General features: G+C 68.1%; 19 protein-coding genes. 2 read left to right on the forward strand and 17 right to left on the reverse strand.

Annotated elements, in window-relative coordinates; genetic code table 11:
* From HLH35_RS11540 to HLH35_RS11585, 10 genes are all read right to left on the reverse strand, one after another.
* A complete protein-coding gene (locus HLH35_RS11540) occupies nt 1-915 on the reverse strand; it encodes a heavy metal-binding domain-containing protein (protein ID WP_220790646.1) in 915 nt (304 codons plus the stop codon).
* Nucleotides 916-934: 19 nt separating this feature from the next.
* Nucleotides 935-2,020, reverse strand: coding sequence for a hypothetical protein (locus tag HLH35_RS11545; RefSeq protein ID WP_182979276.1), 1,086 nt, complete (start codon nt 2,018-2,020; stop codon nt 935-937).
* 2 nt (nt 2,021-2,022) lie between these two features.
* On the reverse strand, nt 2,023-2,409 hold the full coding sequence (locus tag HLH35_RS11550; protein ID WP_182979277.1) for a hypothetical protein: 387 nt from the start codon (nt 2,407-2,409) through the stop codon (nt 2,023-2,025).
* 130 nt (nt 2,410-2,539) lie between these two features.
* Nucleotides 2,540-3,025, reverse strand: coding sequence for a hypothetical protein (locus HLH35_RS11555; protein WP_182979278.1), 486 nt, complete (start codon nt 3,023-3,025; stop codon nt 2,540-2,542).
* 55 nt (nt 3,026-3,080) lie between these two features.
* Nucleotides 3,081-4,043 carry a Tim44 domain-containing protein gene (locus HLH35_RS11560; RefSeq protein WP_246385039.1) on the reverse strand — a complete coding sequence of 321 codons (963 nt, stop codon included), beginning with the start codon at nt 4,041-4,043 and terminating at the stop codon, nt 3,081-3,083.
* Between the two features lie 34 nt (nt 4,044-4,077).
* Nucleotides 4,078-5,406 (reverse strand): TldD/PmbA family protein, encoded by a 1,329-nt coding sequence (locus tag HLH35_RS11565; protein ID WP_182979280.1) that lies wholly within the window; start codon nt 5,404-5,406, stop codon nt 4,078-4,080.
* A complete protein-coding gene (locus tag HLH35_RS11570) occupies nt 5,403-6,668 on the reverse strand; it encodes a M16 family metallopeptidase (protein WP_182979281.1) in 1,266 nt (421 codons plus the stop codon). Before HLH35_RS11570 ends, HLH35_RS11565 begins: the two co-directional genes overlap by 4 nt.
* 64 nt (nt 6,669-6,732) lie before the next feature.
* Nucleotides 6,733-8,130 carry a threonine synthase gene (gene thrC, locus HLH35_RS11575; protein ID WP_182979282.1) on the reverse strand — a complete coding sequence of 466 codons (1,398 nt, stop codon included), beginning with the start codon at nt 8,128-8,130 and terminating at the stop codon, nt 6,733-6,735.
* 43 nt (nt 8,131-8,173) lie between these two features.
* Nucleotides 8,174-9,364, reverse strand: coding sequence for an L-dopachrome tautomerase-related protein (locus HLH35_RS11580; protein ID WP_182979283.1), 1,191 nt, complete (start codon nt 9,362-9,364; stop codon nt 8,174-8,176).
* Nucleotides 9,365-9,381: 17 nt separating this feature from the next.
* Nucleotides 9,382-10,881 (reverse strand): carboxypeptidase M32, encoded by a 1,500-nt coding sequence (locus HLH35_RS11585; protein ID WP_182979284.1) that lies wholly within the window; start codon nt 10,879-10,881, stop codon nt 9,382-9,384.
* Between the two features lie 78 nt (nt 10,882-10,959).
* Here HLH35_RS11585 and HLH35_RS11590 point away from each other — a divergent pair, with 78 nt between their 5' ends.
* Nucleotides 10,960-12,849, forward strand: coding sequence for a tetratricopeptide repeat protein (locus HLH35_RS11590; RefSeq protein WP_182979285.1), 1,890 nt, complete (start codon nt 10,960-10,962; stop codon nt 12,847-12,849).
* A 23-nt stretch (nt 12,850-12,872) separates the two neighbouring features.
* Here HLH35_RS11590 and HLH35_RS11595 read toward each other — a convergent pair whose 3' ends face one another.
* The 7 genes from HLH35_RS11595 to HLH35_RS11625 form a co-directional block, all read right to left on the reverse strand.
* A complete protein-coding gene (locus HLH35_RS11595) occupies nt 12,873-14,186 on the reverse strand; it encodes an MFS transporter (RefSeq protein ID WP_182979286.1) in 1,314 nt (437 codons plus the stop codon).
* Between the two features lie 161 nt (nt 14,187-14,347).
* A complete protein-coding gene (gene chrA / locus HLH35_RS11600; RefSeq protein ID WP_220790647.1) occupies nt 14,348-15,547 on the reverse strand; it encodes a chromate efflux transporter in 1,200 nt (399 codons plus the stop codon).
* Nucleotides 15,548-15,588: 41 nt separating this feature from the next.
* Nucleotides 15,589-16,284, reverse strand: a complete 696-nt coding sequence (locus HLH35_RS11605; RefSeq protein WP_182979288.1) for a VIT1/CCC1 transporter family protein — start codon at nt 16,282-16,284, stop codon at nt 15,589-15,591.
* 280 nt (nt 16,285-16,564) lie between these two features.
* Nucleotides 16,565-19,465 carry a [protein-PII] uridylyltransferase gene (locus HLH35_RS11610; protein ID WP_182979289.1) on the reverse strand — a complete coding sequence of 967 codons (2,901 nt, stop codon included), beginning with the start codon at nt 19,463-19,465 and terminating at the stop codon, nt 16,565-16,567.
* 224 nt (nt 19,466-19,689) lie between these two features.
* Nucleotides 19,690-22,344: a DNA mismatch repair protein MutS gene (gene mutS / locus HLH35_RS11615; RefSeq protein WP_182979355.1), complete on the reverse strand. Its 2,655-nt coding sequence runs from the start codon at nt 22,342-22,344 to the stop codon at nt 19,690-19,692.
* A gap of 62 nt (nt 22,345-22,406) precedes the next feature.
* Nucleotides 22,407-23,975 (reverse strand): murein biosynthesis integral membrane protein MurJ, encoded by a 1,569-nt coding sequence (gene murJ, locus HLH35_RS11620; protein ID WP_182979290.1) that lies wholly within the window; start codon nt 23,973-23,975, stop codon nt 22,407-22,409.
* Nucleotides 23,976-24,057: 82 nt separating this feature from the next.
* Nucleotides 24,058-24,543, reverse strand: a complete 486-nt coding sequence (locus HLH35_RS11625) for a glutathione peroxidase (RefSeq protein WP_182965549.1) — start codon at nt 24,541-24,543, stop codon at nt 24,058-24,060.
* Between the two features lie 169 nt (nt 24,544-24,712).
* Here HLH35_RS11625 and HLH35_RS11630 point away from each other — a divergent pair, with 169 nt between their 5' ends.
* Nucleotides 24,713-25,954, forward strand: coding sequence for a NupC/NupG family nucleoside CNT transporter (locus tag HLH35_RS11630; protein ID WP_182979291.1), 1,242 nt, complete (start codon nt 24,713-24,715; stop codon nt 25,952-25,954).
* Nucleotides 25,955-26,024 lie beyond the last annotated feature (70 nt).

Consider the following 26,024-nt stretch of genomic DNA (forward strand, 5'->3'; position numbering starts at 1 on the left):
TCAGATATCCAGCGACAGGGTCAGGGTGGGAGCGAGGTCGAAATCGGGGTCGGGCTGGCCGGTGTCGAGCATGGCGGTTCCGACCGCCAGGAATTCGACGATATGGTCGCCCCAGACATGGGATTCTTCCTGCAGGCGGGTGCCGATGATCTCGTTGGCGCCGCTGGCGGCGGCGTGGGCGGTCATGCGCTCCATCGCGGCCTCGCGGGCCGTGTAATAGGCCTGGGTGAACAGGTCCAGTTCCACGCACTGGCCGGTCTGGCGCAGCGTGGTCAGCAGGCTGCGCCGGGGAATATGCTGGACGCAGCAGCCGATGACCAGATCCAGCGGCCGGCGGCCGGCCTTGAGCGCCAGGGCGAAATCCTGGCCGGACAGGTCGGACGTGAAGGGGCGCCCGTCGGGGCGGCGGTAGCCGGGATGCCCGTCCTGATGGACGATGGCGCTGCCGAAGGCGCGGAATTCCAGCATGCCGGAATCGGCAAGCTGCGCGATTTCCAGGCGCGTGCCGACGATTCCGTCCGCGCCCAGCGCCTCGGCCTCGGCCCGCATGATCTCGACCGCCTTTTCGCGTGCGCCATACATGGCGCCGGTGATATCCGTCAGTTCGTAGGCGCTGTTGTTGAGCTGGAAATTCGCCTGGACCTTCCAGATGCTGTTGCCCATGCACAGGCCGAGCGCGCGGAAGCCCGCATGTTCGACCACCAGCAGTTCACGGACGCTGAAATCGGAGGTGACGACCCCGCTCTGCCGGGCATGGCCTGCCATGAAGCCGGTGGGCGCGGTCGCGGAGGGGCCGTCGCCGGAGGGCGCGGCACTTGGAGTGGCGGGTGTCTGGTTCCAGCCGGGCGGGCTGGCGGCGGGGTGGCCGGGACCGTCGGCCGGGGGAAAGCCCGGCATACCATCGAAAATGCCCATGCGCTGTCGTCTTTCTTCCCTAGCTGAACAGGTCGCCGAAATTGCCGAGCAGGTCGCCGACGGCGCCGGTTGCCTCGGCGGCCCCGGTTTCGATGGCCGCGCCGATGATCGCAGATGCGCCGGCCAGACGTTCTTCGCCCGCCAGGTCCACGGCCGTGTCGAGCAATTCGGTCTTCTCGGCGAGGTCGGCGTCCTCTTCCGCGACTTCCACCCCGTTTTCGATCCCGGCGAAGAGCGGGCGGTGCCCTGCGATCCGCGCCGCGTGGTCGTCGAGCGCGGCCAGAAAGGTGGGGGCGAGCGGGAATGTGCCGGGCAGCCGTCGGTAGCCTAATTGGGTGATTGCGGCGCGCAGGCGGCAGGACGTGATGACTCCGTTGTTTGTTTCCACCGAAATAGAGACGATTTCGTCATGGGCCAGCGCGCCCGTCCAGAAGGCGCGCAACGGATCGTCGGTCAGGCGGGCCAGCGCCGCGTCGCGCGCCTGGCGTTTCCATTGACCCAGGAGCGGGGTCTCGCCGCCGCCCCAGGGAGCCAGTGCCGCGTCATAGTGGAACGGGACATCCACCGTTTCGATTGCGCCGACCGAACAGCCGATCGGCACGACGCCCGCGCGCATGGCCAGGGCGAAAATGGTGGCGTTCCACGGTACGCAGGGCAGCGCCGGACCGGCGTCGAGGCCCGGAACCGTCACCGCGTCGCCATGCAGCAGGAAGCCCAGCGTGTCGCCACCGCCCGCCAGCCGATAACGCAGGTTCAGCACGGCGTTGGCCCCGCGTGACAAGGCGGCGGCGCGCAGGCGGAACATGGCCATGCGCCAGCCCTGCTCATGCACCGTCGCCCAATGCGACTGGCCGAGGGAAAAGCCGGTCTTCCACCATGCCTCGGCATGGACGCTGCCCAGCGCGCGCGTTGCGCCTCCGGCGAGGCCTTGGCGGACCGAACCCAGCCGCACGATCGGCGGTGGCCGGCCATCAAGTTGAGCGAAGGCATTGCCGGCTGGCTGCGCGCCGGAGGGGGGAGGGGTGAAGGGGACGGCGTTCGCCGGAGCCGGCCCGGCGGTGCGCGCGGATGTGCCGGCGCCCAGGAAGCCGAGGAGGCGCCGCAATGTCATCCGGACCAGCGTGTGGCGTGGGCCAGGGCGTCGCCTTCGCCGGAGACGGCGCCACCCAGCGCGCGGATCTGCGCCATGAGGGTGGTGATCCATTCACGCAGGGGCACGGTTCGGCGGCTGAGGGCTACGCCGCGGACCTCGTGGACGATAGTGGCCTCGATATCCCCGCCGGCGCGGGTCAGGCGGAACAGATATGTGGCCAGGCGGATGTCCAGCCCGTCGATGGTTTCGGTTTTGCGGAAAAGCCCGCGTTTACTGCGCGACACGGCCGTCTGGCGGGGCAGGGCCTGTTCGCAGAGATGGGCAAAACGATCGAGGAAACGATCTCGTTCGGCTTCCGCTTCACGGATCAGGGCTGCCACGTCGTCGAAGGAGTCGGTCATCGTCCGCGCCCACCTCCTCGTGCTTTATGCAACGGGCTGTGTAACGTTTCGTCAAAAAAACGGGCGCGTCAAGAACGTATCGTGAGCTCCGGCAACGCGACGGAGAGGGCCGAAAGGGGCTGGCGCGAGATCATGGAGGCCGGTTCTGATCCTGTTCTGCCTGACATTTCGACGATGTTTCGAGAAATCTGCGGATCGTGAACAGGTCGCGCATCTGGCACGAGAGGGTCGTTTCGTGCGTATCATCGCGGATTTGTAGAAAGCGTTCGTCCCAGTCGCGGAGTCTGTTCTTCGGCCTGCGCAGGAGAATGGAGGAGTCTGCCGTTGGCATGGAGATGAAATCGCGCGTCCTGAAAGACCGAATGATGGTCTGCCGTGTCAATATATCCAGATTATATCCGCATCTTATGCTGACGGGGATGTTCATCGCGACGGAGGGCAGGCCGCCGAGGAAGGACATGACGTAGCTATTGGCATGGAAGGCGCCGCCGGCAAGAAGCGACAGAACGACAAAGACCGATGTAATGGCGGATATGTAAAAGAGGCCGTTCCAGGAGAAGAAAAAATTGGCGAGGTAGGCCACGCGTATTTCATATTTCGGGCGGGGAGCCATCATGCGCGGGACGTTCCTTCCGAAACCAGGCGGGGCTGCCCCCGCCTGGGAAAGCCTGTCAGCGCGTCTGCTGGATTGCGGAGAGCAGCCAGGCGCCCCCGCGTGACGGGCGCATGAAGGTCCAGAGTTCGGTAATGGTGACCCGTTCGGTCGAGCTGCCGTCGATGACGCGGCCGGTCATGTCGGTGGTGATGTCCACCATCGAATAGCGCATGGCGACCGTCGCGTAGTCGAACCCGTTTTCGCTCCATGCCTCGGACAGGTCGCCATGTTCGAAGCGCACGTCCGACACGACGTTGCGCGCGCCACGGCTGGCCAGGTCGGAAAGCTGGGCGTTGAAATAGCCCACCATTTCCGGCGTTGCCATGTGCTGGAGGGCCGGCAGGTTCTGCTGGCTCCATGCCGCCTGGATATCGAGCAGCAGGCGCTGGAAGGCACGGTAATCGTCCGGGGTGATCGTCACCTGGGCTGCCGCTGCCGAGGGGCCGCCCTGGCCGTAGACGGGGGAAGCCGCGATGGGGGTGCCCTGCCGGGCCCCGCCGCTGAACCGGCGCACCAGCCAGCCGATCAGCAGGCCCAGCAGCAGGAGCTGGATCAGCAGGCCGAAGAAGCTGCCGCCACCGGTCAGCCCGCCGGCGATGCCGTGGCCGAACAGCACCCCGAACAGGCCGGCGCCCAGCATGCCGCCCAGGAAGCCGCTGGCGAACGGATGCGGCCGCGCGGCATAGGGCGCGCTGTACGGTGCGCCGTAGGGTGAACGCGGATAGGAAGACGGGCCGTTGACGGAACCGCCGGATGAGGGCTGCGTGATCGAGCGCTGCATCGGCGATGCGCCGTACGGGGCGGTCTGGGTGGGAGCAGGTGCGCTGTAGGTGCGCGACCCCCGGCTGCCCATCGAATAGCCGCTGCCGGGGCGGGCGTCGGCGCCGGGCGGCAGCAGGGGCGATACGGCGAGGGCGGTGCCCAGCAGCAGGATGGTGAAACGGCGGGTCTTTTGGACGGGCTGGTGTCGGTTGGTCATTGCTCTGTCCATATCCTGTCGTGCGGGGCGATGTTCAAGACCCGGCGATCATCATGTCGTCGATGCGGATGGTCGGGGCGTTGATGCCGTGGCGGAATACCAGGTCGTCCGCCAGGACCATGCGGGCGAACATGTCGTTCAGGTTCCCGGCGATGGTCAGTTCCGCGACCGGTTCCGCCAGTGTGCCGCCCCGGATCATGAAGCCGGCGGCCCCCCGGCTGTAATCGCCGGTCAGGCCGTTGATGGCCGAGCCCATCAGTTCGGTGACGTAGATCCCGTCCTGGATGTCGGCCATCAGCGCCGCCGGGGTCGGGGCGCCGGGGCGGGCATACAGGCTGCCCAGCGACGGGCTGCCGCCACGGCTGGCCCGGCCGTTGCCGGGCAGGCCCAATTGCCGGGCGCTGCGGGAATCCAGCGCCCAGTTGATCAGCATGCCGTCCTGCACGATGGCCAGTTCGCTGCAACGCACGCCCTCGCCGTCGAACGGGCGGGCCGACAGGCCGCGTACCCGCGTCGGGTCGTCCAGGATATCGACGCCTTCGGGCAGGATTCGCTGACCCATCTTCTCCTTGAGGAACGAGGTGCCGCGTGCGATGGCGCTGCCGTTGACGGCCCCGGCCAGGTGGCCCAGCAGGCTGGACGACACGCGCGGATCGAAGACCACATGCATGCTGCCCGTGCGCGGGCGGGTGGGATTCAGGCGGGCTACCGCCTTTTCGCCGGCGCTGCGTCCGATCGTGCCGGCATCGGCCAGGTCGGAGAGATGCACGGTGGCATCGTAATCGTAATCCCGCTGCATGCCGGTGCCGTGGCCGGCCAGCACGCTGACGGAGACGGAATGGCTGCTGCGGGCGTAGCGGCCGGAAAAGCCGGCCGAGGTCATCAGCACGATATCCGCCAGGCCGAAACTGGCCGAGCCGCCGCTGCTGTTGGTCACGCCCGCTACCGCCAGTGCCGCATCCTCGGCCGCGCGGGCGCGGTCCATCAGCGCCGCCGTGTCGGGCTGTGCCGTGTCCAGCAGGTCCAGGCCGGCGGCATCGACGAAGCCCTGTTCGGCCTGGGGCGACAGGCCGGCATAGGGGTCCTCGGGCAGGACGCGCGCCATGGCCAGGGCCTGTTCGACCAGTGCGTCGAAGCGGGCAGGATCGAGGTTGGTGGCTGAGACGGACGCCGATTGCCGGCCGAGGAAGACGCGAAGGCTGAGGTCGCAGGTCTCCGACCGTTCCAGATCCTCGGTCTTGCCGTTGCGGATCTGCACGCCATGCGCCGTGCGCGCCGAATAGGCCGCATCCACCGCGTCGGCGCCGGCGGCGCGGGCCTTGCCGATCAGGGTGCCGATCAGGTCGAGCGGGTCGGTGCTCATGCCGCCAGTGCCTCGGCGATCGAGCCCAGGGTGGGGATGTTGTGCACCGGCCCCAGCGATGCCAGCGTGGGCGTGCCGCGGAACAGGCGGGCGGCGACGCGCTTGACGTCGTCGATCGTCACCTTGTTGACCAGGCTCACGGTCTCGGCCGTGGGCACCAGGCGGCCGAAGACCTGGAGCTGGCGGGCCAGCTGCTCGCACCGGCTGCCGGTGCTTTCCAGCGACATCAGGAGCGAGGATTTGAGCTGTGCCCGGGCGCGGTCCAGTTCGTCCTGCTCGACCTGGAGCTGCACCTTGCGCAGTTCCTCCAGCGTGACGGGCACCAGTTCGCTGGCCTGGTCGGCGCCGGTGCCGGCATAGATGCCGAACAGGCCGCCGTCGCGGAACGGGGCGTTGAAGGAATAGACCGAATAGACCAGCCCGCGCTTCTCGCGGATTTCCTGGAACAGGCGCGACGACATACCGCCGCCCAGCAGGGTGGAGAGCAGCAGGACCGGATAATAATCCGGATCGCCATAGCCGACCGAGGGGAAGCCCAGCACGACATGGGCCTGGTCGAGATCCTTCTCGCGCCGGAATTCGCCGCCCACGTAGCGGGAGTCGAAGCTGGCGGGGCTGCCCAGTGTCGGCAGGTCGCGGAAATGGCGTTCGGCCAGGGCCACCACATCTTCATGACGCAGGTTGCCGGCCGCCGCGACCACGGTATTCGCCGTCGTGTAATGGCCGCGCATGTAGCGCATCAGGGTCTCGCGGCTCATGTCGCGGATCAGCGCCTCGGTGCCCAGCGTGGGGCGGCCCATCGGCTGCTCGGGGAAGGCGGTTTCCTGGAAATGATCGAAGATGATGTCGTCCGGCGTGTCGTTGGCCTGCCCGATTTCCTGCAGGATCACGCCGCGCTCGCGTTCGACTTCATCGGGGGCGAAGCTGCTGTGGGTGAGGATGTCGCCGATGATGTCGGCGCCCAGGGCCAGGTCTTCCTTCAGCAGCTTGACGTAATAGGCGGTGTGCTCGCGCGCGGTGTAGGCGTTGATATGGCCGCCCACATTCTCGATTTCCTCGGCGATGCCGGCGGCGCTGCGGCGTTCGGTGCCCTTGAAGGCCATATGTTCGAGGAAATGCGAGACGCCGTTTTCCTCGGCGTGCTCGTGGCAGGTGCCGGCGGCGACATAGGCGCCGAACGAGACGGTTTCGACCCGGTCCATGCGCTCGGTGACCACGGTCAGGCCGGAGGGGAGGCGGGTAACGTTGATCTGGTCGGTCATCAGGGTCCTGCGTGACGGTCCGGCCGGCGGGGCCGGGCGTCCGAAGAAAGGGAAGGTATAGGCGTCAGCTGTTCTTCAGCACCGCCGCGCGGACACGGTCTTCCACCGCGTCCAGTTGGTTGGGCACAACGTCGTAACGCTCCGGCCGGTCGAACAGATCCGCAAGATGTGGCGGAAGGGCGGGCCGGATGCCGACCGCCTGCGCCATCGCGTCGGGGAATTTGGCCGGATGGGCGGTTGCCATCGCCACCATCGGGATGCCGGGCTCGCGGAACATCCGCCCGGCCGCGATGCCGATCGCGCTGTGCGGGTCCGCCAGATACTGGCTGGCCTGGTAGAGAGAGCGGATTTCGGTCTTCGTGTCCTCGTCTTCAAGGGCCAGGGCGTGGAACAGGCCCGATGCCTGGCGCCAGACCGGATCGGGGACGCTCATGCGGCCCGTGCGGCGGAAGTCGGTGACGATCCGCGCGCAGGCTTCGGCGTCGCGGTTCAGCAGTTCGAACAGCAGGCGCTCGAAATTCGACGAGACCTGGATGTCCATCGACGGCGACAGGCTGGGCACCACTTCACGCGCGCTCATGTCGTTGTCGCGCAGGAAGCGGGTCAGGATGTCGTTGCGATTCGAGCCCACGCAGAGCGCGCGGACCGGCAGGCCCATGCGGCGCGCGGCCCAGGCGGCGAGGATATTGCCGAAATTGCCGGTCGGCACGGCGAACGACACTTCGCGGTCGGGCGCGCCGAGGGAAAGGGCGGCGTAGACGTAATAGGGGATCTGGGCCGCGATGCGCGCCCAGTTGATCGAATTGACCGCCGAGAGTCCCATTTCCTGCCGGAAGGGGGCATCGGCGAACATGGCCTTCACCAGATCCTGGCAGTCGTCGAACGTGCCCTGGACCGCCAGGTTGGTCACGTTGGGTTCCAGCACCGTCGTCATCTGCCGGCGCTGGACGTCCGATGTCCGTCCCTCGGGGTGGAGGATGACGATCCGCACGCGTTCGCGCCCACGGACGGCCTCGATCGCGGCCGATCCGGTATCGCCCGAGGTGGCGCCCACGATGGTGACGTGTGCGTCGCGTTCGGTCAGCACATGGTCGAACAGGCGGCCCAGGAGCTGCATCGCCATGTCCTTGAAGGCGAGCGTCGGGCCGTGGAACAGTTCCTGGACGAATAGCCCGTCCTCGACCTGGACCAGCGGCACGATGGCGGCGTGGTCGAACCCGGCATAGGATTCACGGCACAGGCGCAGCAGCACGTCGGGCGCGATGCAGCCGGCGGTGAAGGGCGCGATGATCCGTGCCGCCAAGTCGGGATAGGGCAGGCCGCGCAGGGCCCGCCACTCATCGGCGGTCAGGACCGGCCAGCTTTCCGGCAGATAGAGGCCGCCATCCTCGGCGAGACCGGCCATGAGAACCGAGGAGAAATCGCGGACGGGGGCCTGTCCCCGGGTCGAAACGTAGCGCATGCCCCTTCATACCGCCAAGCGGGCGCCACGCGAAGGGGGTGCGTCAGCGTACGGGTGCCGGAAGGGCGGCGGTGTCGATGCGGTAGATCGTCAGCGGCCATTGCACCGCCATCTGCCCGTGATTGAAGCGCGGCGTGCGGTCGAGTTGCGCGGTGGGGATATAAAGCTGCCCGGTTGCGGTGATGGTGGGTGTGGCCGGCCAGCGGAGGCGCGGGTCGACGACGATGCGCTGATAGATGCGCCCGGCGGTGAAGCGGAAGATGCTGCCGGTCGACACATCGTCGAAATACAGTGTGCCGTCGCGGGCGACCGTCATGCCGCCCAGCGGTGGTGTCTTGTACCAGAGCGTCGGGCTGTCATCGAGTTCGAAGCTGGTGATGGTGGTGTCGGTCAGCAGGTCGGTGCCGAGCCGGTAGAGCGGGCCGCAGGGGGGCTGATAGTACAGCCATTGGCCGTCGGGGCTGATTTCGATCTCGGTCGCATGGACGATCGCGGTATGGCCGGTCGTATCCTGCATCACGCGCCCGTCCACCGTGATCGGGTGCTGGGCGGTCAGTGACGGGTGATGGTCCAGCAGACGCCGCTGGGTGCCGTGCTCCAGATCGATCACGATCAGGCCGGGCACGCCGGAATCGAGGATGAAGGCGTGGCCCTTGCCGACCCGGACGCCCGCGACGTGGCTGCCGGGGCGCAGGACTGTCGGGTCGATCGTCAAGGTCCGGGTTACGGTGCCGGTCTGGGTGTCGATCCGCACGAGCTTTGGGGTGGTGACGGCGTGGTCCGCATTGTCGAAGCCGCTATCCAGCACCCACAGCGTGCCGTCATCGGTCAGTTGCAGGCTTTCGGCCGAAACCAGGCGCTTTTCGGGCGCGGTGGCGGAGTCGTTCCATTCCGCGTCGGGATAGGGGTGCGTCGTGCCGTCGGCGTCGCGCAGGGCGAGGGTCGGGCCGGGTGTGCCGGTCCAGGCCGGTATGTCCAGGATCATGCGGCCGTCGGGCAGCACCACCAATGCGGTCCAGACCTGTGTCGTCGATTCGGCGACCGAGACCAGCGGCGCGGACGGGTCGAGCGGCGGCGCGGGCTTCGCGGCCAGGGCCGGCATGGCGGCGGACAGGATCGACACGGCCAGCGCGGCCGGCATCACGCGGAATGGGAGGGAGAGGGTGCGGAACATCGGCGCCATGTCGCCACGATCGGCCGCCGAAGGCAACCGGCCGGGCGGTATGGCGGCCATCCCCCGTTCGGTTGGCGTTACGGTGCGCCGCAATAGCGTTCGCGCAGATGGGCGCGATAGGCGGTGGTCGAAGGCGGTGCGCCGGTGGCAGCCGCTACGATGCCGGCGGTGGACAGGCGGCTGGCCTGTCCGTGCACATGGAGGCGCAGCCAGGCGACCAGCGGGGTGAAATCGCCGCGTGCGATGCCCTGCGCGATGGCGGGGTCGGCGTCGAACGCCGCCTGGCGCAGTTGGGCGGCCAGGATCGCGCCCAGCGTGTAGGTGGGGAAATAGCCCCAGGCGCCCGAGGGCCAGTGGATATCCTGCAGGCAGCCCAGCCGGTCGTTCGGCACCTCCAGCCCCAGCAGGTCGCGGATGCCGGCATTGAAGGCCTCCGGCAGGTCGCGCAGCGCCAGTGAGCCGTCGATCAGCGCGGTTTCCAGTTCGTAGCGGACCAGCACATGGGCGGGGTAGGTGATTTCGTCGGCGTCGACGCGGATGAAGCCGGGTTTGACCTGCGTGACCGTGCGATACAGCGCGTCGGCCGACCAGCCGGCATCGGTCTCGGCCGCTCCGAACGTCTCGCGCAGCAGGGGGGCGATCCAGTCGATGAAGGGGCGGGAGCGCGCGATCTGCATTTCCATCAGCAGCGACTGGCTTTCATGCAGGCTCATGCCCCGGGACTGGCCGACGGGGAGGGTGTGCCATTCCGCCGGCAGGCCCTGTTCGTAGAGTGCGTGCCCGGTCTCGTGCACCACGCCCATCAGGGCGGAGAGGAAATCGGCGTCGTCATAGCGGGTGGTGATGCGCACATCGTCCTCGGCCCCGCCGCAGAAGGGATGGATGCTGACATCCAGCCGGCCGCGAGACATGTCGAAGCCCAGCGCGGTCATGATCCGCCGGCCCAGGGCCTCCTGTTGCGCGACGGGGAAGGGGCCGGCAGGCGTCACGACTGGCGGCAGGGTGGCCTGGTGGGCCTGGGCCTCGGCGATCAGGCCGGGGAGGTCGCTGCGCAATTCTGCAAAGACGGGGTCGATATCGGTGCGGCGGGTGCCGGGATCGTACTGGTCCAGCAAGGCGTCATAGGGCGAGAGGCCCAGCGCCGCGCCCTTGACGATGGCCAGTTCGCGCGTGCGCTCCAGCACGTCGGACAGCAGCGGCAGCAGGGCGGCGAAATCGCCGTCGCGCCGGGCCGTGCGCCATGCGACCTCGCACCGCGATGCGGCGCGGGAGGAGGCTTCGACCAGTTCGGCGGGCACCGAGGCGGCATGCAGCCAGGCGCGCCGCATTTCATGCAGGTTCGCGGCCTCCCATGTGCCGGCGGGGGCTTCCGCCCGCTCCAGCAGTTCGCCGACGCGCGGGTCGGTCAGCATGTCGTGGCACAGGACGCTGAGGGTGGCGATGCTGTCAGCGCGGCTGTCGGCGGCGCCGGAGGGCATCATGACATCCTTGTCCCACCCCAGGATGCCCAGCGCGTTGCGGATGCGCCCGATGCGGGCGAAATGGCTGGTCAGATCCTGGTAAGCGCTTTGTGGCATGGTCTCTCTTCTTGCGAATGGGACGGGCTGCCGCACTGTGGGCGATGGCGGGTGACGGATGCAACCGGGACGAATGGAATGGATGGACGACGGGACAGGGTGGCCGGAGCGATGAGGCTGCTGGCGGATGGTGACCGTGATGGCGCCACGTCGGTGCTGCGCGCGGCGTTGGCCGAGGCGCCGGACGACCCCGATATCCTGCATGGCATGGCCTGCGTTGCCCGTGCGTCCGGCCGGCCGGACCTGGCGATCGGGCTGGCGGGGCGGGCGATCGCGATCCTGCCTGCCGCGCATTTTCATATCACGCTGGGCTGCGCGCTGCACGAGCAGGGACATCTGGAGCCGGCGCGCGCGGCCCTGCATGTCGCGACCCTGCGCGAGCCGCGTGATGCGCGTGCCCATGCGGCGTTGGCGGCCGTGCTGGGGGAGATGGGGCGGTGGGGGGAGGCCGAAGCGAGCCTGCGTGCCGCGCTGGGGCTGCGGCCTGCCGACACCGCGCTGCTGCTGGACTGGGCGCGTGCCGCCATCATGGGGGATGGCGTGGGGATTGGGCCCCGGCTGGAGGCGTCGGCGAGGCGGTTTGTCGCGCAGGATGCCGGGCGGCTGCATGGCCTGGCCGTGCTGCTGTCGGAGCGGGGCCGGCATGCGGAGGCGGAGATCCTGTACCGGCTGGTGCGGGATCGGTGCCCGGACCAGGGGGCGGCCTGGGCCAATCATGGGGCCGTTCTGTTTGCGCTGAACCGGCATGAAGAGGCGCTGGCGGCGCTGGAGCAGGCCGACAGGCTGGCGCCGGATGTGCCGGAGACGCTGAACAATCTGGGGCTGGTGCTGATGGCGCTGGGCCATCTGCCCAGGGCGGGTGTGGCGCTGGCAGCGGCGCGGCGATGTGCGCCTGATGATGCGCGGATCGTCGTCAATGACGCGACCATCCTGACCGACATGGGCGAGGATGCGGCCGCCGAGCGTCTGCTGCGCGGTGTGCTGGCCGACCCGGTGGCGGCACGGGGCGCGGAGGGCGCGCGGGCGGAATTCAATCTGGGCACGCTGCTGCTGGCGCGGGGCGCGATGGCGGAGGGGTGGCGCCATCTGGAAGCCAGGGAGCGCCTGTTGCCCGAGATGCGCTGGCCGGCGCTCGCGCCGTGGGATGGGTCGGCGCTGCCTCATGGGCGCCTGCTGCTGCATGCCGAACAGGGGCTGGGCGATGCGATCCAGTTCCTGCGCTATCTCCCCTATTGTCTGCGGCGGGTGGGGGTGGTGCTGGATCTGCCGCCGGCGCTGCATCGGTTGGCGCGGACGATGCCCGACCCGGAGGGGCTGATTGCGTCGCGCTGTATGGTGCTGTCGGATGAGGCACCTGTGCCGGACGATGTGGTCGCGCGCTGCGGGTTGCTCAGCCTGCCGCATCTGCTGGGGATGGCGGAGGTGCCGCCCTTTGTGCCCTATCTGCTGCCGCCCGTGCCCGAAGGTGCTCGGGTGGGGGCGCCACGGGTCGGGCTGTGCTGGGCAGGCAATCCGGCGTTTCGGTTCGATCGCAGGCGGTCGATCCCGCCGCAGATGCTCGCGTCGCTGGGCGATGTCGGGGGGGTGTGCTTCATCAGTCTGCAGCATGGGGCGGCGGCGGGTGATCCGCCCTTCGCTATGGAACCCGCTGCCACGGGCGACTGGCTGGACACCGCGCGGGTCGTTGCCGGGCTGGATCTGGTAATCACGGTCGATACCGCGATGGCCCATCTGGCCGGGGCGATGGGGCGGCCAGTCTGGCTGCTGAACCGTTTCGGCGGCGACTGGCGCTGGTCCGCCGTGTTCGACCGGGCGGAGGCGCCGCGCTGGGGGAACGGGACCAGCCGCTGGTATCCGTCGCTGGAGCAGTTCAGGCAGGATGGTCCTGAGGTGCCCGCGTGTGCGTGGCAGGCTCCAATTGCCGCGCTGCGGGCCGCGCTGGAATGCTGGCGATGCGTTGATCGATGAGGATTGCGATATCGTAGGGATTTTTATGAGGGGGCTCGGCTTTCCCGGATGCCGATCGCAGGCGGATTGAAGGCTGTCTTCTGAAATTGCAGGGCGCGTAGGCGAAGATAGCTGAAAAGCCCCAGAATGGCCGTTGCCGCCATCATCCAGCCGGGGATCAGCGGATTGCCGGTAATGGCGATCAGACAGGTGACGACGGGCTGCGTCAGGCCGCCGAATACGGACACGGCAGTCGCGTAGATGACGCCGAACAGAAAGGAGCGGCTGTGCGGCGGGAGGGAATCCAGCAGGACCTTCCACATGCTGGTCATCACGAATCCTGAAAGCGCGAACATGGAAATGTTCAGCGCCAACTGGCTGCCGAGGCCGGGATCGTGGATGGCATAATAATAGACGATTGGTGACAGAGCGCCCATCAGAAGGGTGACGCCGATCACCGTGCCGGCCGGGTTCGGATGGCGGGCGACGAAAAACATGCTGGCAAGAACGCTCAGCGCGCCGAAGGTCAGGCCGGCCGTCATGGCGGCCATTCCCGTTGCCGGCGAAAGATGCAGTACCGACACCGCGTAGCTGAGGCCAAAAGTGCGGAGATAGGTGGAGACGGTTCCGCTGACGAGGGCGAGGAATACGAACAGAATGACCTTGCGGACCGCGAGTCGTTCATCGGGCGAGGGCGCCATTGCGGGGTGGGGTGCAATGGTGTGGCCGGCGGCAAGGCGGCGGAGGAACAGGCCCGCTGGAACGATGACGAGGCCGAAGAGGAAGGGCACCCGCCAGCCCCAGGAAAAGAGGGCATCGTGCGACATGCTGAGGGATAGGATGAGGCCCAGCAGGACGGCGAGCAGGCTGCCGAGCAACTGTGTCATGTACTGGAGCGTGCCGAAGACGCCGCCGAGGCCGCCGGGTGCGGCAGAATAGAGCAGTTCGGTCGCCGGCCCGACCTCGCCACCATCGGAAAAACCCTGGAGCATCCGGGCGAAAACGATGATGACAGGCGCCGCGATGCCGATGGATGCCGCCGGCGGTGTGGCGGCGACCAGGAACGAGCCGAATCCCATCATGCCGAATGTCAGCATCAGGGCCGCATGCTGCCCGTGGGTGCTGGCAAAGCGCCCGATCACGACGGCGCCCAGTGGCCGCATGATGAACCCGACGGCGAATGTCATCAGCGCGTAGAGCAGGTTCATCAGATTGTTGCTGCCACTGGGAAAGAATGCATGGCCGATCATGGGCGCGAAGAACGCGTAGGCCATGAAATTGTAGAATTCGAGGAAATTGCCGGCACAGGCGGCCCCGATCAGGACGCTTCTCCTGGTGCGGCTGGCATTCCGGTCCATCGATACGTCTCTCCGTTCTGTTCCGTTTGGCCGGGGCTGGCGAGCCGCGCGCTATATCGTGATGGCTTGGGCGCCACGACATATTACCGGTTTCGGAATGTTCTGGGAACGGTTCGATGCCGCGAAGGCGTGATGAGGGACCGGAGCGGCGTAGCGTCGCCTCAGGCGGGAGGATGCATGACCGCGCCGGTCAGGGCCGAAAGCAGCACGACGAGAAGTGGCGGTGCGCGCCAGACCAGGAGGAGGACGAAGGCCGTGACGACAACCGCGCAATCTGCCGCCCCATGCACGGCGCTGGTCCAGACCGGGTTGTAGAGCGCCGCACCCAGCAGCCCGACGACGGCGGCGTTGGTGCCGCGCATGGCGGCCTGAGCCCCCGGCCTGCCGCGCAGATCGTGCCAGAAGGGCAGGGCGCCCAGCAGGCAGAGAATGCCGGGCAGGAAGATGGCGCCTGTTGCGATGGCCGCGCCGGCCAAGCCGCCCGGCGCTATGCCCGCGATCGTGCCGAGATAGGCCGCGAAGGTGAAGAGGGGGCCGGGGACGGCCTGTGCGGCGCCGTACCCTGCCAGGAATGCGTTGTCCGACACCCATCCGGGCGTGACGACCGCATCGCGCAGCAGCGGCAGCACGACGTGGCCGCCGCCGAACACCAGGGCGCCCGATCGGTAGAAGGCATCGAACAGGGCGACGGGGCCGGGAAGCATGGGGATGAATGCGAAGGCCAGAAGCCCCAGGAAAACCGCCATGCAGCCCATGCCCGCGCGCCGTGACAGTGGCAGGAGCAGCGTGTCGGCCGGCAGTGTATCGGGCCCCCGGCACAGGAACCAGCCGGCCATGCCGCCGGCGATGATGGTGCCGATCTGGAAGAGGGAGCCTGGCGCGAGCAGCATCGTCACCAATGTAGCCGTGGCGATCGTGGCGCGCGGGCGGTCCGGGCACAGGCTTCGGGCCATGCCCAGAACGGCCTGCGCGACGATTGCCACTGCCACGAGCTTGAGGCCATGGAGCATGCCGGCCCCCGCACCCGTCGCCGCGATGCCGCCCGCGCCGTATGCGAAGGCGACCAGCAGGGCCGCCGAGGGCAGGGTGAAGCCGATCCACGCCGCGATGCCGCCGGCCAGGCCGCCCCGTATGAGGCCGATCCCGAAGCCCGTCTGGCTCGATGCCGGTCCCGGCAGGAATTGCGACAGGGCGACCAGGTCGGCATAGGCCTGTTCCGTCAGCCATTTTCGGCGCTCGACGAATTCCGTCCGGAAATAGCCGAGATGCGCGACCGGGCCGCCAAAGGCGGTGCAGCCCAGACGCAGGAAGACGCGCAGGATCTCGAATGGCGAGCCGGTCGGCGGGCGATCGGACGGCATGCTAGTCCGCATGATGGAAGATGGTGTTGCGCGGGGACGCGCTACACACCGAAGAGCTGCCCGATACCGCCGGTGACGATCATCGCGATCAGCCCCCAGAACGTGACCCGAAGCGTGGGGCGCAGCGGCCGGGCCCCGCCTGCCACCGCTCCGACGGCCCCGAGACCGGCGAGTGCCAGGACGGAAATGGCGGATACGGCCCAGGACACATAGGGTTCCGGCGTCAGGACCGCCGTCAGGACCGGTAGGAGGGCGCCGGAGGAAAAGGCCGAGGCCGAGGCGAGTGCCGCCTGGAAGGGCCGGGCTGCCGTGGCATCGGAGAGCCCGAGTTCGTCACGGGCATGTGCGGCGAGCGCGTCATGCTTCATGAGTTCGACCGCCACCTGGCGGGCCAGGGCCTCGTCCAGCCCCCGTTTGCGGTAGATTCCGGTCAGTTCGTTGACCTCGCCACCCCAGTCGGTGGCCAGTTCGCGCTTTTCGCGGGCGAGGTCCGCGTGCTCCGAATCCGCCTGGGAACTGACCGAGACATATTCGCCGGCGGCCATGGACAGGGCCCCGGCCACAAGCGCCGACAGGCCCGCGACCAGGATGCTGCCGCGTGACGCATGAGAACTGGCGACGCCCACGATCAGGCTGCCGGTCGATAATGTGCCGTCATTGGCGCCCAGGACGGCGGCCCGCAGCCACCCCAGTTTCTCGACGGCATGGTGTTCGGCATGCATGCGAAGTCGCGACATGGGACGGGCTGCCCTGATCAATGGAACCGGTAGTTATCTATGATGTAAAATCTCTTTTTCTCGAAATGCATTTTTCAGGATGCATCGATGTCCGGTTTCATTTTGTTTTTATGTTCGCATTGCCGGTCTGTTCAGGTTGCTGTCAGGAATTCATGCCATGATTTCCAGTCGCGCAACGAGTGTCGCGAACGCGTGTGGAAGCCGGTGTTGCCTAGTCAGGGCCAGCGGGGGATGGGACCGGTCTTGCCGATGCGCCGTCGCCCCGTGAAATGGCATGCCGTCAGATGGACAGTGTTTCGACGGGCGGAGCGTCGGTGTCGCTGGTTGCAGCTTCCTCGGCCTGGCGCAGGCCGTGGATCAGGGCCTCGCGGATTTCGGTCAGGCGGTGTTCGTCGGTGATCTTCAGCCCGAACAGGTCCTTGACGTAGAAGACGTCGACCGCGCGCACGCCGTAGGTGGTGATGTGGGCCGAGGCGATCTGCAATTTATGGCCGCTGATCGCCTGGGTCACGTCATGAAGCAGGCCGGGCCGGTCGCGGCCGTTGATCTCGATGACCGTGTAGCTGTTCGAGGCGCGGTTATCGATCACCACCCGGGGCGGCACGTGGATCGCGCGCATGCGGCGTCCATAGCGCATACGGCCGATGCCGCCGATTTCGCGGGCGATGTCCACCCGCCCGGAAAGGCTCTGCTCGACCAGTGCGGACAGGCGGGCGAGCTGGTGCGGCTCCTCGAACGCTTCGCCGCTGGCGTCCTGAATCCAGAACGTGTCCAGCGCCATGCCGTTGATCAGCGTGTGGATGCGGGCGTCCACGATCGAGGCGCCCGCGATCGCCAGCGCGCCGGCGATGCGCGAGAACAGGCCGGGATGGTCGGCGGTATAGATCGTGACCTCGGTGACGCCGCGTGTCGGCAGGGGCTGGGTTTCCACCGTCAGCGGAGAGTCCCGGCGTTCGGATTCCCGGATCAGCAGGGCGTGGCGGGCGTGCGTGTCCTGGTCGAAGGACAGCCAGTAGCTGCCATAACCGAGGCCGAGGAAATGCTCGGTCTCCTCGGGGGCGGAGCCATCTTCTTCCAGGATTTCGGCCACCGCTTCCTTGGCGCGGGCCACGCGCACGTCGCGCTCGGTCGTGGCCAGTCCGCCTTCCAGCACCTCGGCCACGCGCATGTACAGTTCGTGCAGCAGGGTTGCCTTCCAGGCGTTCCAGACGCGCGGGCTGACGGCGCGCATGTCGACGATCGTGAGCAGCAGCAGCAGGCGCAGCCGTTCGGGCGACTGGATGGTGTCGGCCAGGTCGAGGATGGTCTTGGGGTCGTCGATATCGCGCTGGAAGGCGGTCTGGCTGAGCAGCAGGTGATGCAGCACCAGCCATGAGACGGTTTCGGTTTCCTCGCCGGTCAGGCCCATTTCGGGGCAGACTTCCAGCGCGATCTCGGAGCCCAGTTCGGAATGGTCGCCGCCGCGCCCCTTGGCGATGTCGTGCAGCAGGATGGCCATGTAGAGCGCGCGGCGGGACTGGAGATTGCGCGCCAGGTCGTAGGCCAGCGGGATCTCGTCGGCCATGGCGCCGTGTTCGATCCGGCCGAAGATGCGGATGGCCTCGATCGTGTGCTCGTCGACCGTGAAGACGTGATAGGTGTCGAACTGCATCTGGCCGACGATGCGTGACCAGTCGGGCATCAGGCGCCCCATGATCCCGGTTTCGTTCAGGATATGCAGCCAGTAGGCATTGCCCTGTCGCCGGTCTTCCGCTGTGGCGTGGAAGCTGGGTGCTTCCTCGCGCGGTGCGCCCGTGGCTTCGGTTGCGGGGGCAGGGCGGAGGGCGCGCTCGGGCGGCGCGCCGCACAGCAGGTCGAGGAAGATCCGTGCCGCCTCAGGATTGCCGCGCAGGCTGGCGGCGCGGCGTTCCCAGCGGATCAGCTTGTGCATGGCCAGCGGGTGGATCGGCAGCTTGCGCGTTCGCGCCCATTCCAGCAGCCGCATCATCTGGATCGGCTCGGCATCGAAGGAGGTGCCGCGTTCGGGTAGGATCTGGCCGTCCAGTACCGTGAAGCCTGCGTCGCGCATCGCGGCATCGGCCTGCGGCGCGTTTGCGGTCGGGCCCAGCGCCTGGCGCATCACCGCCGGTTCCAGCACATGGGTCAGGCGCATGACCTCGCGCACTGTCAGGAAATAATGGCGCATGAAGCGCTCCACCCCGACCTGGCGGCCGTGGCGGGTATAGCCCATGCGCGCGCCGACCACGGGCTGGACGTCGAAGGTCAGCCGTTCCTCGGCGCGGCCCGAGATGTAATGCAGGTGCAGCCGCACGCTCCACAGGAAGTTCCACGAGCGGCGGGCCCGCTTGGCTTCCTGCTCGGTGAGCAGGCCCAGGCTGCTGAAGCCGGGGGCCAGCAGGTCGGAGACGTGGCGTGTGCCGAACGTGTAGCGGCACATCCAGTAGAGCGTCTGCAGGTCGCGCAGGCCGCCGCGCCCTTCCTTGACGTTGGGTTCCACCAGATAGGGGCTGTCGCCGAACCGGTGGTGGCGGGCCGTGCGTTCCTTGCGCTTGTCGGTAATGAAGCGCGCGGCCCCGGCCTCGACGCAGGCGACGATGTAACGGGCCTCGAACATCGCGAACAGCGCGTCGTCACCCGCCAGCAGCCGTGCATCCAGCAGTGTGGTGCGGACCGTGGTATCGGCCTCGGCCTCGGCGATGCATTGGGGGATGGAGCGGGTGGCGTGCCCGACCTTCAGCCCCAGATCCCACAGGAAATACAGGATATATTCAACCACGCGGCTGACATCGGCCGAGGGTTCGTCCGGCGTCAGGAACAGCAGGTCGATATCGCTGAAGGGGGCCAGCATGCCGCGCCCGTAGCCGCCGGTCGCGGCCACAGCCAGGGTCGGCCGCCCGGATTCGGGCGCGAATTCCAGCGCGTGCTCGACCGTGAAATCGACCAGCGTGCGGATCATGCCGTCAGTATACTGCGCCAGCTGCTTGGCCGCGGAGGCGCCATGCAGGCGATGGGCTTCGAATTCCTCGCGCACCGACGCCTGGAACCGGGCGAGATGCCGGCGGAACAGGCCGATGGCCTCGTCGCGCGGGACGGGCCCCCCCGTTTCCGATGACAGGAGAGAGGCCGCGAGGCTTCGGGTCAGGTCCCTGACGGACAGGGAAGGAGAAGACAAGGTCGGCATCGCGGCGTGATCGGTTTCCTGAAAATGTTGACGGCCGGACGCCCGCCCGGCCTCAGAGGCTGCTTCAAAAGCCACGGTTGCGGCGGCCTGATGGCGGTTTTCTGCGCTTCGCGGCGGGCAGCGATCTAGGCCGCTCCGCTCCGATGCTCGAAAACCACCGCCTGACGCGCGGCAAGCCGCGCTTCCGCTCACCATCGACGCTTTTGAAGCAGCCTCTTCCAGTTCTATCCGTGGTCCAGATGCCGCGATTCTTCAAGCATCAGTTTCTTGAGGGCGTAGACCGTGTCCAGCGCGCCGCGCGGCGTCAAGGCATCCGGATCGAGCTGTTCGAGCATCTGGCGCACCGCTTCCGGCACGCCGGGCTCGGCCGTATCGACCGGTTCCGGCGTTGCCGGCGCATCGGTGGAGGCGAAGAGCGGCAGCGGTCGGGCGCCGACCGCGCGTTCCTTTTCCAGACCGGTCAGAAGCCTAGCCGCACGGCGGACAACCGGCTCCGGCACGCCTGCCAGCCGGGCCACGTGCACGCCCCAGCTTCGGCGTGCCGAACCCGGAACGACCTCGTGCTGGAACACCACCTGACCCTTCCATTCGCGCACGCTCATGGTGTGGGGGGAGAGGCGGGGAAGGCTTTCGGCGAGCTCGGCCAGTTCGTGGAAGTGCGTTGCGAAAATCGAGCGGCACCGCAACGTGGAATGCATGGCTTCCAGCACCGCCCAGGCGATCGCCAGGCCGTCCAGCGTCGCGGTGCCACGGCCGATTTCGTCTACCACCACCAGCGAGCGTGGCCCGGCCTGATTCAGGATCGCCGCCGTCTCGGTCATTTCGACCATGAAGGTCGAGCGGCCGCGTGCCAGGTCGTCCGACGCGCCGACGCGCGAGAACAGCCGGTCGACGATGCCGATCCGCGCGGCCTTGGCCGGCACCGGCAACCCGGCCTGGGCCAGGATCACGGCCAGCGCGCCCTGGCGCAGGAAGGTCGATTTGCCCGCCATGTTCGGCCCCGTAAGCAGCATGACGCGCTGGGCGGGTTCCAGCACGCAGTCGTTCGGGGTGAAGCGCTCGCTGCGCGGCAGCGCGGCCTCGACCACCGGATGGCGGCAGCCGGTCAGGGTGAAGGCGGCATCGTCGGTGACCTCGGGCCGGCACCACAGGCCGCCGGCCGCGAGATCGGCGCAGGATTGCAGCACGTCCAGCACCGCCAGCGCGTGGGCGATGGCCGGCACCGCAGGCTCGGCCAGGATGTCGCGCACCAGGGCGGCGAAGATGCCGCGTTCTCGCGCGCTCGCGCGTTCCCCGGCCTCGGCGATGCGGCGGTCCAGGCTGATCAGTTCGTCGGTCGAGAAACGTGCGGCGCTGGCCGTGCCCTGGCGCAGGATCAGGTCCGTGCGGTCGCGCACGCGCGTGGCGGCGGCGGTCGGGATTTCGATGACGTAGCCAAGCTGGGCGTGGTGGCGGATCTTGAGGCTGGCGACCCCGAATTGCTGCGCGTAGTCGTTCTGCAAGCTGGCGATGATCCGCCGGCTGTCGTCGCGCAGGCCCCGTTCGGCGTCCAGTTCCGGGTCGAAGCCGGGGGCGATCACGCCGCCATCCTCGACGCGGGCGGGCAGGGATTCCGCCAGTGCCTGTTTCAGCCGGTCCTCCAGCATCGTGCCGCCGCCCAGATGGCCCATGGCATCGGCGATCGGGGCGGGGGGCGCCGCGCGGCCATCGGCCAGGGATGCGGCAATGCGCCGGGCGATGGACAGCCCGTCGCGCACCGCTGCCGCGTCGCGCGGCAGGCCCCGGCCCAACGACAGGCGGGCCAGCGCGCGGGCGATGTCGGGGGTGCCCCGCAGCCCCTGGCGCAGGGCGGCGCGGATGCCGCCTTCCTCGATCAGCCACGACCATCCGTCCTGGCGGGCGGCGATCGGTGCGCTACGGGTGAGGGGGGCGGCAATCCATTCCGCCAGCAGGCGGCTGCCGGGTGCGGTGACGGTGCGGCTGACGCTGGCCAGCAGCGTATGCTCGGTGGTGCCGTCGCGGGTGCGCAGCAGGTCCAGGCTGGCGCGGGTGGCCGGGTCCAGGCCCAGGATGCCGCCATTTTCATGGGCGTGGGGGTGGGCGAGGCGTGGCATCTGCCCGGCCTGGCTGCGCCGGACATAATCCAGCGCCATCGCGGCGGCGACGGCTTCTTCGTCCGAGAAGGTGCCGAAGGCGTCCAGACTGGCGACTGCAAAGGTCTCGGCCACCCGGCGGCGTGCCGTTGCAGCGGCCGGCGTGGTGGCTTCCGGCGCGCGCCGGGCATCGAAATCGCCCAGGTCGATGCCGCCGGCGGCCAGGATCTCGGCCGGGTCCAGGCGGCCCAGCAGGTCCATCAGCCCGTCGGGCGGGACGGACGCGGTCTCGAACGCGCCGGTCGAGATGTCGATCCAGGAGACGCCCCAGTTCCGGCTGGCCGGGGCACGGCCCGCGCCGGCCGCGACCGCCACCAGCAGGTTCTGCCGGCCGGCTTCCAGGAGCTCGTCCTCGGTCAGGGTGCCGGGGGTGACCAGGCGTACCACCGCGCGGGCCAGCGGCCCCTTGGGCACGCCCTTGCCGGGTTTGCGCGCCGGTTCGGTCTGCTCGGCCACCGCGACGCGGAAGCCCCGGCGGATCAGCCGCGCCAGATAGGCCGAGGCTGCCGCCACCGGCACGCCGCACATCGGGATCGGCATGTCGCCGTGCGTGCCGCGCGTTGTCAGCGAAATGTCCAGCGCACCGGCCGCCGCTTCGGCGTCGGAGAAGAACATTTCGTAGAAATCGCCCATGCGGAAGAACAGCAGGGCTTCGGGATGTTCGGCTTTCAGGGAAAACCATTGCGCCATGGCCGGGGTGGCGCCGTCCGGAGAAGGGAGCGTCATGCGGGCCTGTGTACAGGCCCGCATGCCGATGTGCCAGCCGGGAAATGCCGTGCCATGGCCGGTCAGGCCGCGCTGCCGCGTCGCCGGGCCAGCCGGGCGCGCAGCATCGTCCCGGCCGCGCGGAGTTCCATCACGCCGAGCAGTTGCAGCCCGAGGCCGTAGGCCAGCATGCCGGCGGTGACCAGGAGCATCAGCGCCACGATCCGCAAGGGGCCGTGGCGGACGGCCAGGGGCCCGAGGACCGTCAGGTTCAGCATCAGCAGCACCGCTGCCATGCCCAGTGCCGCGAGCATCATCCGGGCGACCCGCGACAGCGTGGCGGGGGCGATGTGCAGCAGGCCCCGGCGGCGCAGCACGAAGCCGAGCGTTGCCACATTGACGATCGCCGCCAGGCTGCTGGCCAGGGGCGGCCCGGCATGGAGCAGCGGATGCATCAGCAGCAGGTTCAGGACGAAATTCAGGGTGAGCGTGAACAGGCCGATCCGCACCGGTGTCGCCGTGTCGCCCCTGGCGAAAAAGCCCGGGGCCAGGACCTTGATCAGCACGAAGGCGGGCAGGCCGATGGCGAAGGCGCGCAGCGACTGCGCCGACAGCATGGCGTCGCGCGGGGTGAAGGCGCCATGCTGGAACAGTGTGGCGATGATCGGGTGGGCCAGCACGATCATGCCCAGCGCGGCCGGCAGGGTCAGGACCATGGCATAGTCGATCGCCCGGTTCTGCGCGCCGTGGGCGCCGTCATGGTCCTCGGCCGCCACGTGGCGGCTGAGGACCGGCAGCAGGGTGGTGCCGGCAGCCGCCCCCAGCACGCCCAGCGGCAACTGGTTGATGCGGTCGGCGAAATAGATGAACGACACGCTGCCGGCCGGCAGGTACGAGGCGATGATGGTATCGACCAGCAGGTTGATCTGGCTGATGCCGCTGCCCAGGCAGCCGATCGCCATGCGCCGGATCAGGGTATGGATGCGCGCCGTCAGGCGTGGCGGCATCAGCATCAGGCGGAAGCCGGTACGCCGGACCGCCAGCAGCAGCAGCCCCAATTGGGCGACGCCCGATGCGGTGACGCCCCAGGCCGCCGCCTTTCCGACATCGCCGGTCAGCGGCGGGAGCAGGAGGATCGCCGCGATGCCGACGACATTGAAGGATACATAGGCCGCCGCCGCCACGCCGAACCTATGCAGGCCGTTCAGCACGCCCGACACCAGTGCCGCCGCGCAGATCAGTACCAGATAGGGAAAGGTGATGCGGCTGAGCGTGACCGCCATATGGTAGCGGTCGCCATCCATGGGGAAGCCGGCGGCGATCACGCTGACGACCTGCGGCATGAAGATCTCGCCCAGCACCGCGATCAGCGTCAGCCAGGTCAGCAGGACGCTGAAGGTCTCGCTGGCGAAGCGGCGGGCCTTTTCGGTGCCGTCGGTCGTGAGCATGGCGGAAAAGAGCGGGACGAAGGCCGTGTTCAGCGCGCCTTCGCCGAAGAGCTGGCGGAACATGTTCGGCAGGCGGAAGGCCACCTGATAGGCATCCTGGATCGGCCCGGCCCCCAGGAAGGCCGCCAGCAGCTGATCGCGCACCAGACCCAGCACGCGGCTGAGCATCGTCCAGCCGCCAACCGTAAGAAAACCTCTGAGCAAACGGGACCTCCTGCCTTGCCGCGCGCATACTGCACGACCCCACTCATCCGGCCCAGCTTGATTCGTGCGGTGGAAGGAGGGGTCAGTGATCCAGGATCGTGCGTTCGATGGCCAGGCGCATGCGCCGGGATTCGGGCGAGGTGAGGCTGACGAACCAGTCGGCCAGCGTGCCGTCCCGGCCGATCAGGTATTTGTAGAAATTCCAGCGCGGACGGGCGAGCAGGCCGCCCTGCTGCCCCAGCCAGCGGAAGAGCGGAATCGCCTCGGGGCCGCGAACGTGGCTGCGCGTGGCCATGGGAAAGGTGACGCTGTAATTGCGGGCGCAGAAGGTGGCGATCTGGTCGGCGGTGCCGGGTTCCTGGTTGCCGAAATCGTTCGACGGCACGCCGATCACCGTCAGGCCGCTGCCGCGATAGAACGACCAGAGCGCCTGCAGGCCCTCGAACTGGGGGGTGAAGCCGCATTTCGACGCGGTGTTCACGATCAGCACCGGTTTGCCCCGCAAGGCGCCGAGGTCGATCGTGCCGCCTTCCAGGGCCGGGAGGGTAAAGTCGTACGCGGTCGTCATGGGAGCCGATTCGGTCTGTTGCGATCTATAACGGGTTGGAGCCTAGAGCAGTTTCCCTCGCCGCACGAGTGGGGACGCCCGGCGCTGTCCGCCACTCTGGACAGCACATCGCGCAGGGCACAGTGTCGTTACGGTTTTGTGCCGTTACGATGTGGATTGGTGGGGTGGAATGGCGGTCCTGCATGGCATTCTCGGGTTGGCCTGCCTGATTGCACTGGCGGTGGCGTTTTCGGCGGACCGGCGGGGTATCCGCCCCCGCATCATACTGGCGGCGGTGGCGATGCAGGTGGCGCTGGGTGGGCTGATCCTGTTCGTGCCGCCGGGGCGGGTGGCGCTGCACGCGATTTCCGGCGCCGTCGATACCGTGCTGGGGTATGGCGCGCAGGGGAGTGCCTTCCTGTTCGGGCCTCTGGTCGGCCCGCGCATGGATGTGCTGTTTCCCGATGGCGGCTTCATCTTCGCGCTGCGGATTCTGCCGCAGATTGCCTATATCTCGGCCCTGATCGCGATCCTGTATTATTACCGGATCATGCAGCGGCTGGCGCGGCTGCTGGGCGGGATGCTGCGGCGGGTGCTGGGCACCTCGATGATCGAATCCTTCTCGGCCGTCACGACGATTTTTCTCGGCCAGAGCGAGATGCCGGTGGCGCTGCGCCCGTATGTGCCGCTTCTGACGCGGGAGGAACTGTTCGCCGTCATGTCCAGCGGCACGGCTTCGGTCGCAGGCTCGGTGCTGGTGGGGTATGCCGGGCTGGGCGTGCCGATGGATTATCTGCTGGCGGCGTCGGTGATGGCGATTCCGGGCGGGCTGCTGTTCGCCAAGATCCTGATGCCGTCGCGCGAACGGACGCGAATCTCGGGCCTCGACCTGGAATTCGGCCATGAGCATCCGGTCAATGTCTTCGAGGCTATCGCCATCGGCACCGCCAGCGGTGTCGGCGTTGCGGTGGCGGTCGGTGGGATGTTGATCGCCTTTATCGGGCTGATCGCGCTGGCTAATGGGCTGATCCATGGGCTGGGTGGCTGGCTGGGGGTGGGCAACCTGTCGCTGGAGACGATCTTCGGCGTGATCTTCGCCCCGTTGGCATGGCTGATCGGGGTGCCGTGGCATGAAAGCGGCGTGGTTGGCGCGATCATGGGACAGAAGCTCGTCTTCAACGAATTCGTGGCTTATGTTGCTCTGGCGCCGCATTTTCATGATGCGACGCTTGATCCGCGTGCGTTGGCCATAGCCTCGTTCGCGCTGTGCGGGTTCGCCAATCTGTCGTCGGTCGGCATCCTGATTGCCGGGTTCGGCAGCATTGCCCCCGAGCGACGGGGAGAGGTCGCGAGCATGGGGCTGCGTGCGGTGTTTGCCGGATCGCTGTCGAATTTCGCCAGTGCCACCATCGCGGGCATGTTCATCGGTTAGCCGTGTGGGCTGTCATTGGGGAAAGTGCCAGTTGCCTGACGGTATTTCTGTTCTGATGCGAACGTTCACC

This window comes from Gluconacetobacter asukensis, assembly GCF_014174375.1.
GTDB lineage: Bacteria > Pseudomonadota > Alphaproteobacteria > Acetobacterales > Acetobacteraceae > Gluconacetobacter > Gluconacetobacter asukensis.

Excerpts from the sequence above, each read along its gene's own strand:
- HLH35_RS11540 (WP_220790646.1), bottom strand. The coding sequence starts at position 915 with ATGGGCATTTTCGATGGTATGCCGGGCTTTCCCCCGGCCGACGGTCCC.
- HLH35_RS11550 (WP_182979277.1), bottom strand. The coding sequence starts at position 2,409 with ATGACCGACTCCTTCGACGACGTGGCAGCCCTGATCCGTGAAGCGGAA.
- HLH35_RS11555 (WP_182979278.1), bottom strand. The coding sequence starts at position 3,025 with ATGATGGCTCCCCGCCCGAAATATGAAATACGCGTGGCCTACCTCGCC.
- HLH35_RS11560 (WP_246385039.1), bottom strand. The coding sequence starts at position 4,043 with ATGACCAACCGACACCAGCCCGTCCAAAAGACCCGCCGTTTCACCATC.
- HLH35_RS11565 (WP_182979280.1), bottom strand. The coding sequence starts at position 5,406 with ATGAGCACCGACCCGCTCGACCTGATCGGCACCCTGATCGGCAAGGCC.
- HLH35_RS11570 (WP_182979281.1), bottom strand. The coding sequence starts at position 6,668 with ATGACCGACCAGATCAACGTTACCCGCCTCCCCTCCGGCCTGACCGTG.
- thrC (WP_182979282.1), bottom strand. The coding sequence starts at position 8,130 with ATGCGCTACGTTTCGACCCGGGGACAGGCCCCCGTCCGCGATTTCTCC.
- HLH35_RS11580 (WP_182979283.1), bottom strand. The coding sequence starts at position 9,364 with ATGGCCGCCATACCGCCCGGCCGGTTGCCTTCGGCGGCCGATCGTGGC.
- HLH35_RS11585 (WP_182979284.1), bottom strand. The coding sequence starts at position 10,881 with ATGCCACAAAGCGCTTACCAGGATCTGACCAGCCATTTCGCCCGCATC.
- HLH35_RS11590 (WP_182979285.1), top strand. The coding sequence starts at position 10,960 with ATGGATGGACGACGGGACAGGGTGGCCGGAGCGATGAGGCTGCTGGCG.
- HLH35_RS11595 (WP_182979286.1), bottom strand. The coding sequence starts at position 14,186 with ATGGACCGGAATGCCAGCCGCACCAGGAGAAGCGTCCTGATCGGGGCC.
- chrA (WP_220790647.1), bottom strand. The coding sequence starts at position 15,547 with ATGCCGTCCGATCGCCCGCCGACCGGCTCGCCATTCGAGATCCTGCGC.
- HLH35_RS11605 (WP_182979288.1), bottom strand. The coding sequence starts at position 16,284 with ATGTCGCGACTTCGCATGCATGCCGAACACCATGCCGTCGAGAAACTG.
- HLH35_RS11610 (WP_182979289.1), bottom strand. The coding sequence starts at position 19,465 with ATGCCGACCTTGTCTTCTCCTTCCCTGTCCGTCAGGGACCTGACCCGA.
- mutS (WP_182979355.1), bottom strand. The coding sequence starts at position 22,344 with ATGACGCTCCCTTCTCCGGACGGCGCCACCCCGGCCATGGCGCAATGG.
- HLH35_RS11625 (WP_182965549.1), bottom strand. The coding sequence starts at position 24,543 with ATGACGACCGCGTACGACTTTACCCTCCCGGCCCTGGAAGGCGGCACG.
- HLH35_RS11630 (WP_182979291.1), top strand. The coding sequence starts at position 24,713 with ATGGCGGTCCTGCATGGCATTCTCGGGTTGGCCTGCCTGATTGCACTG.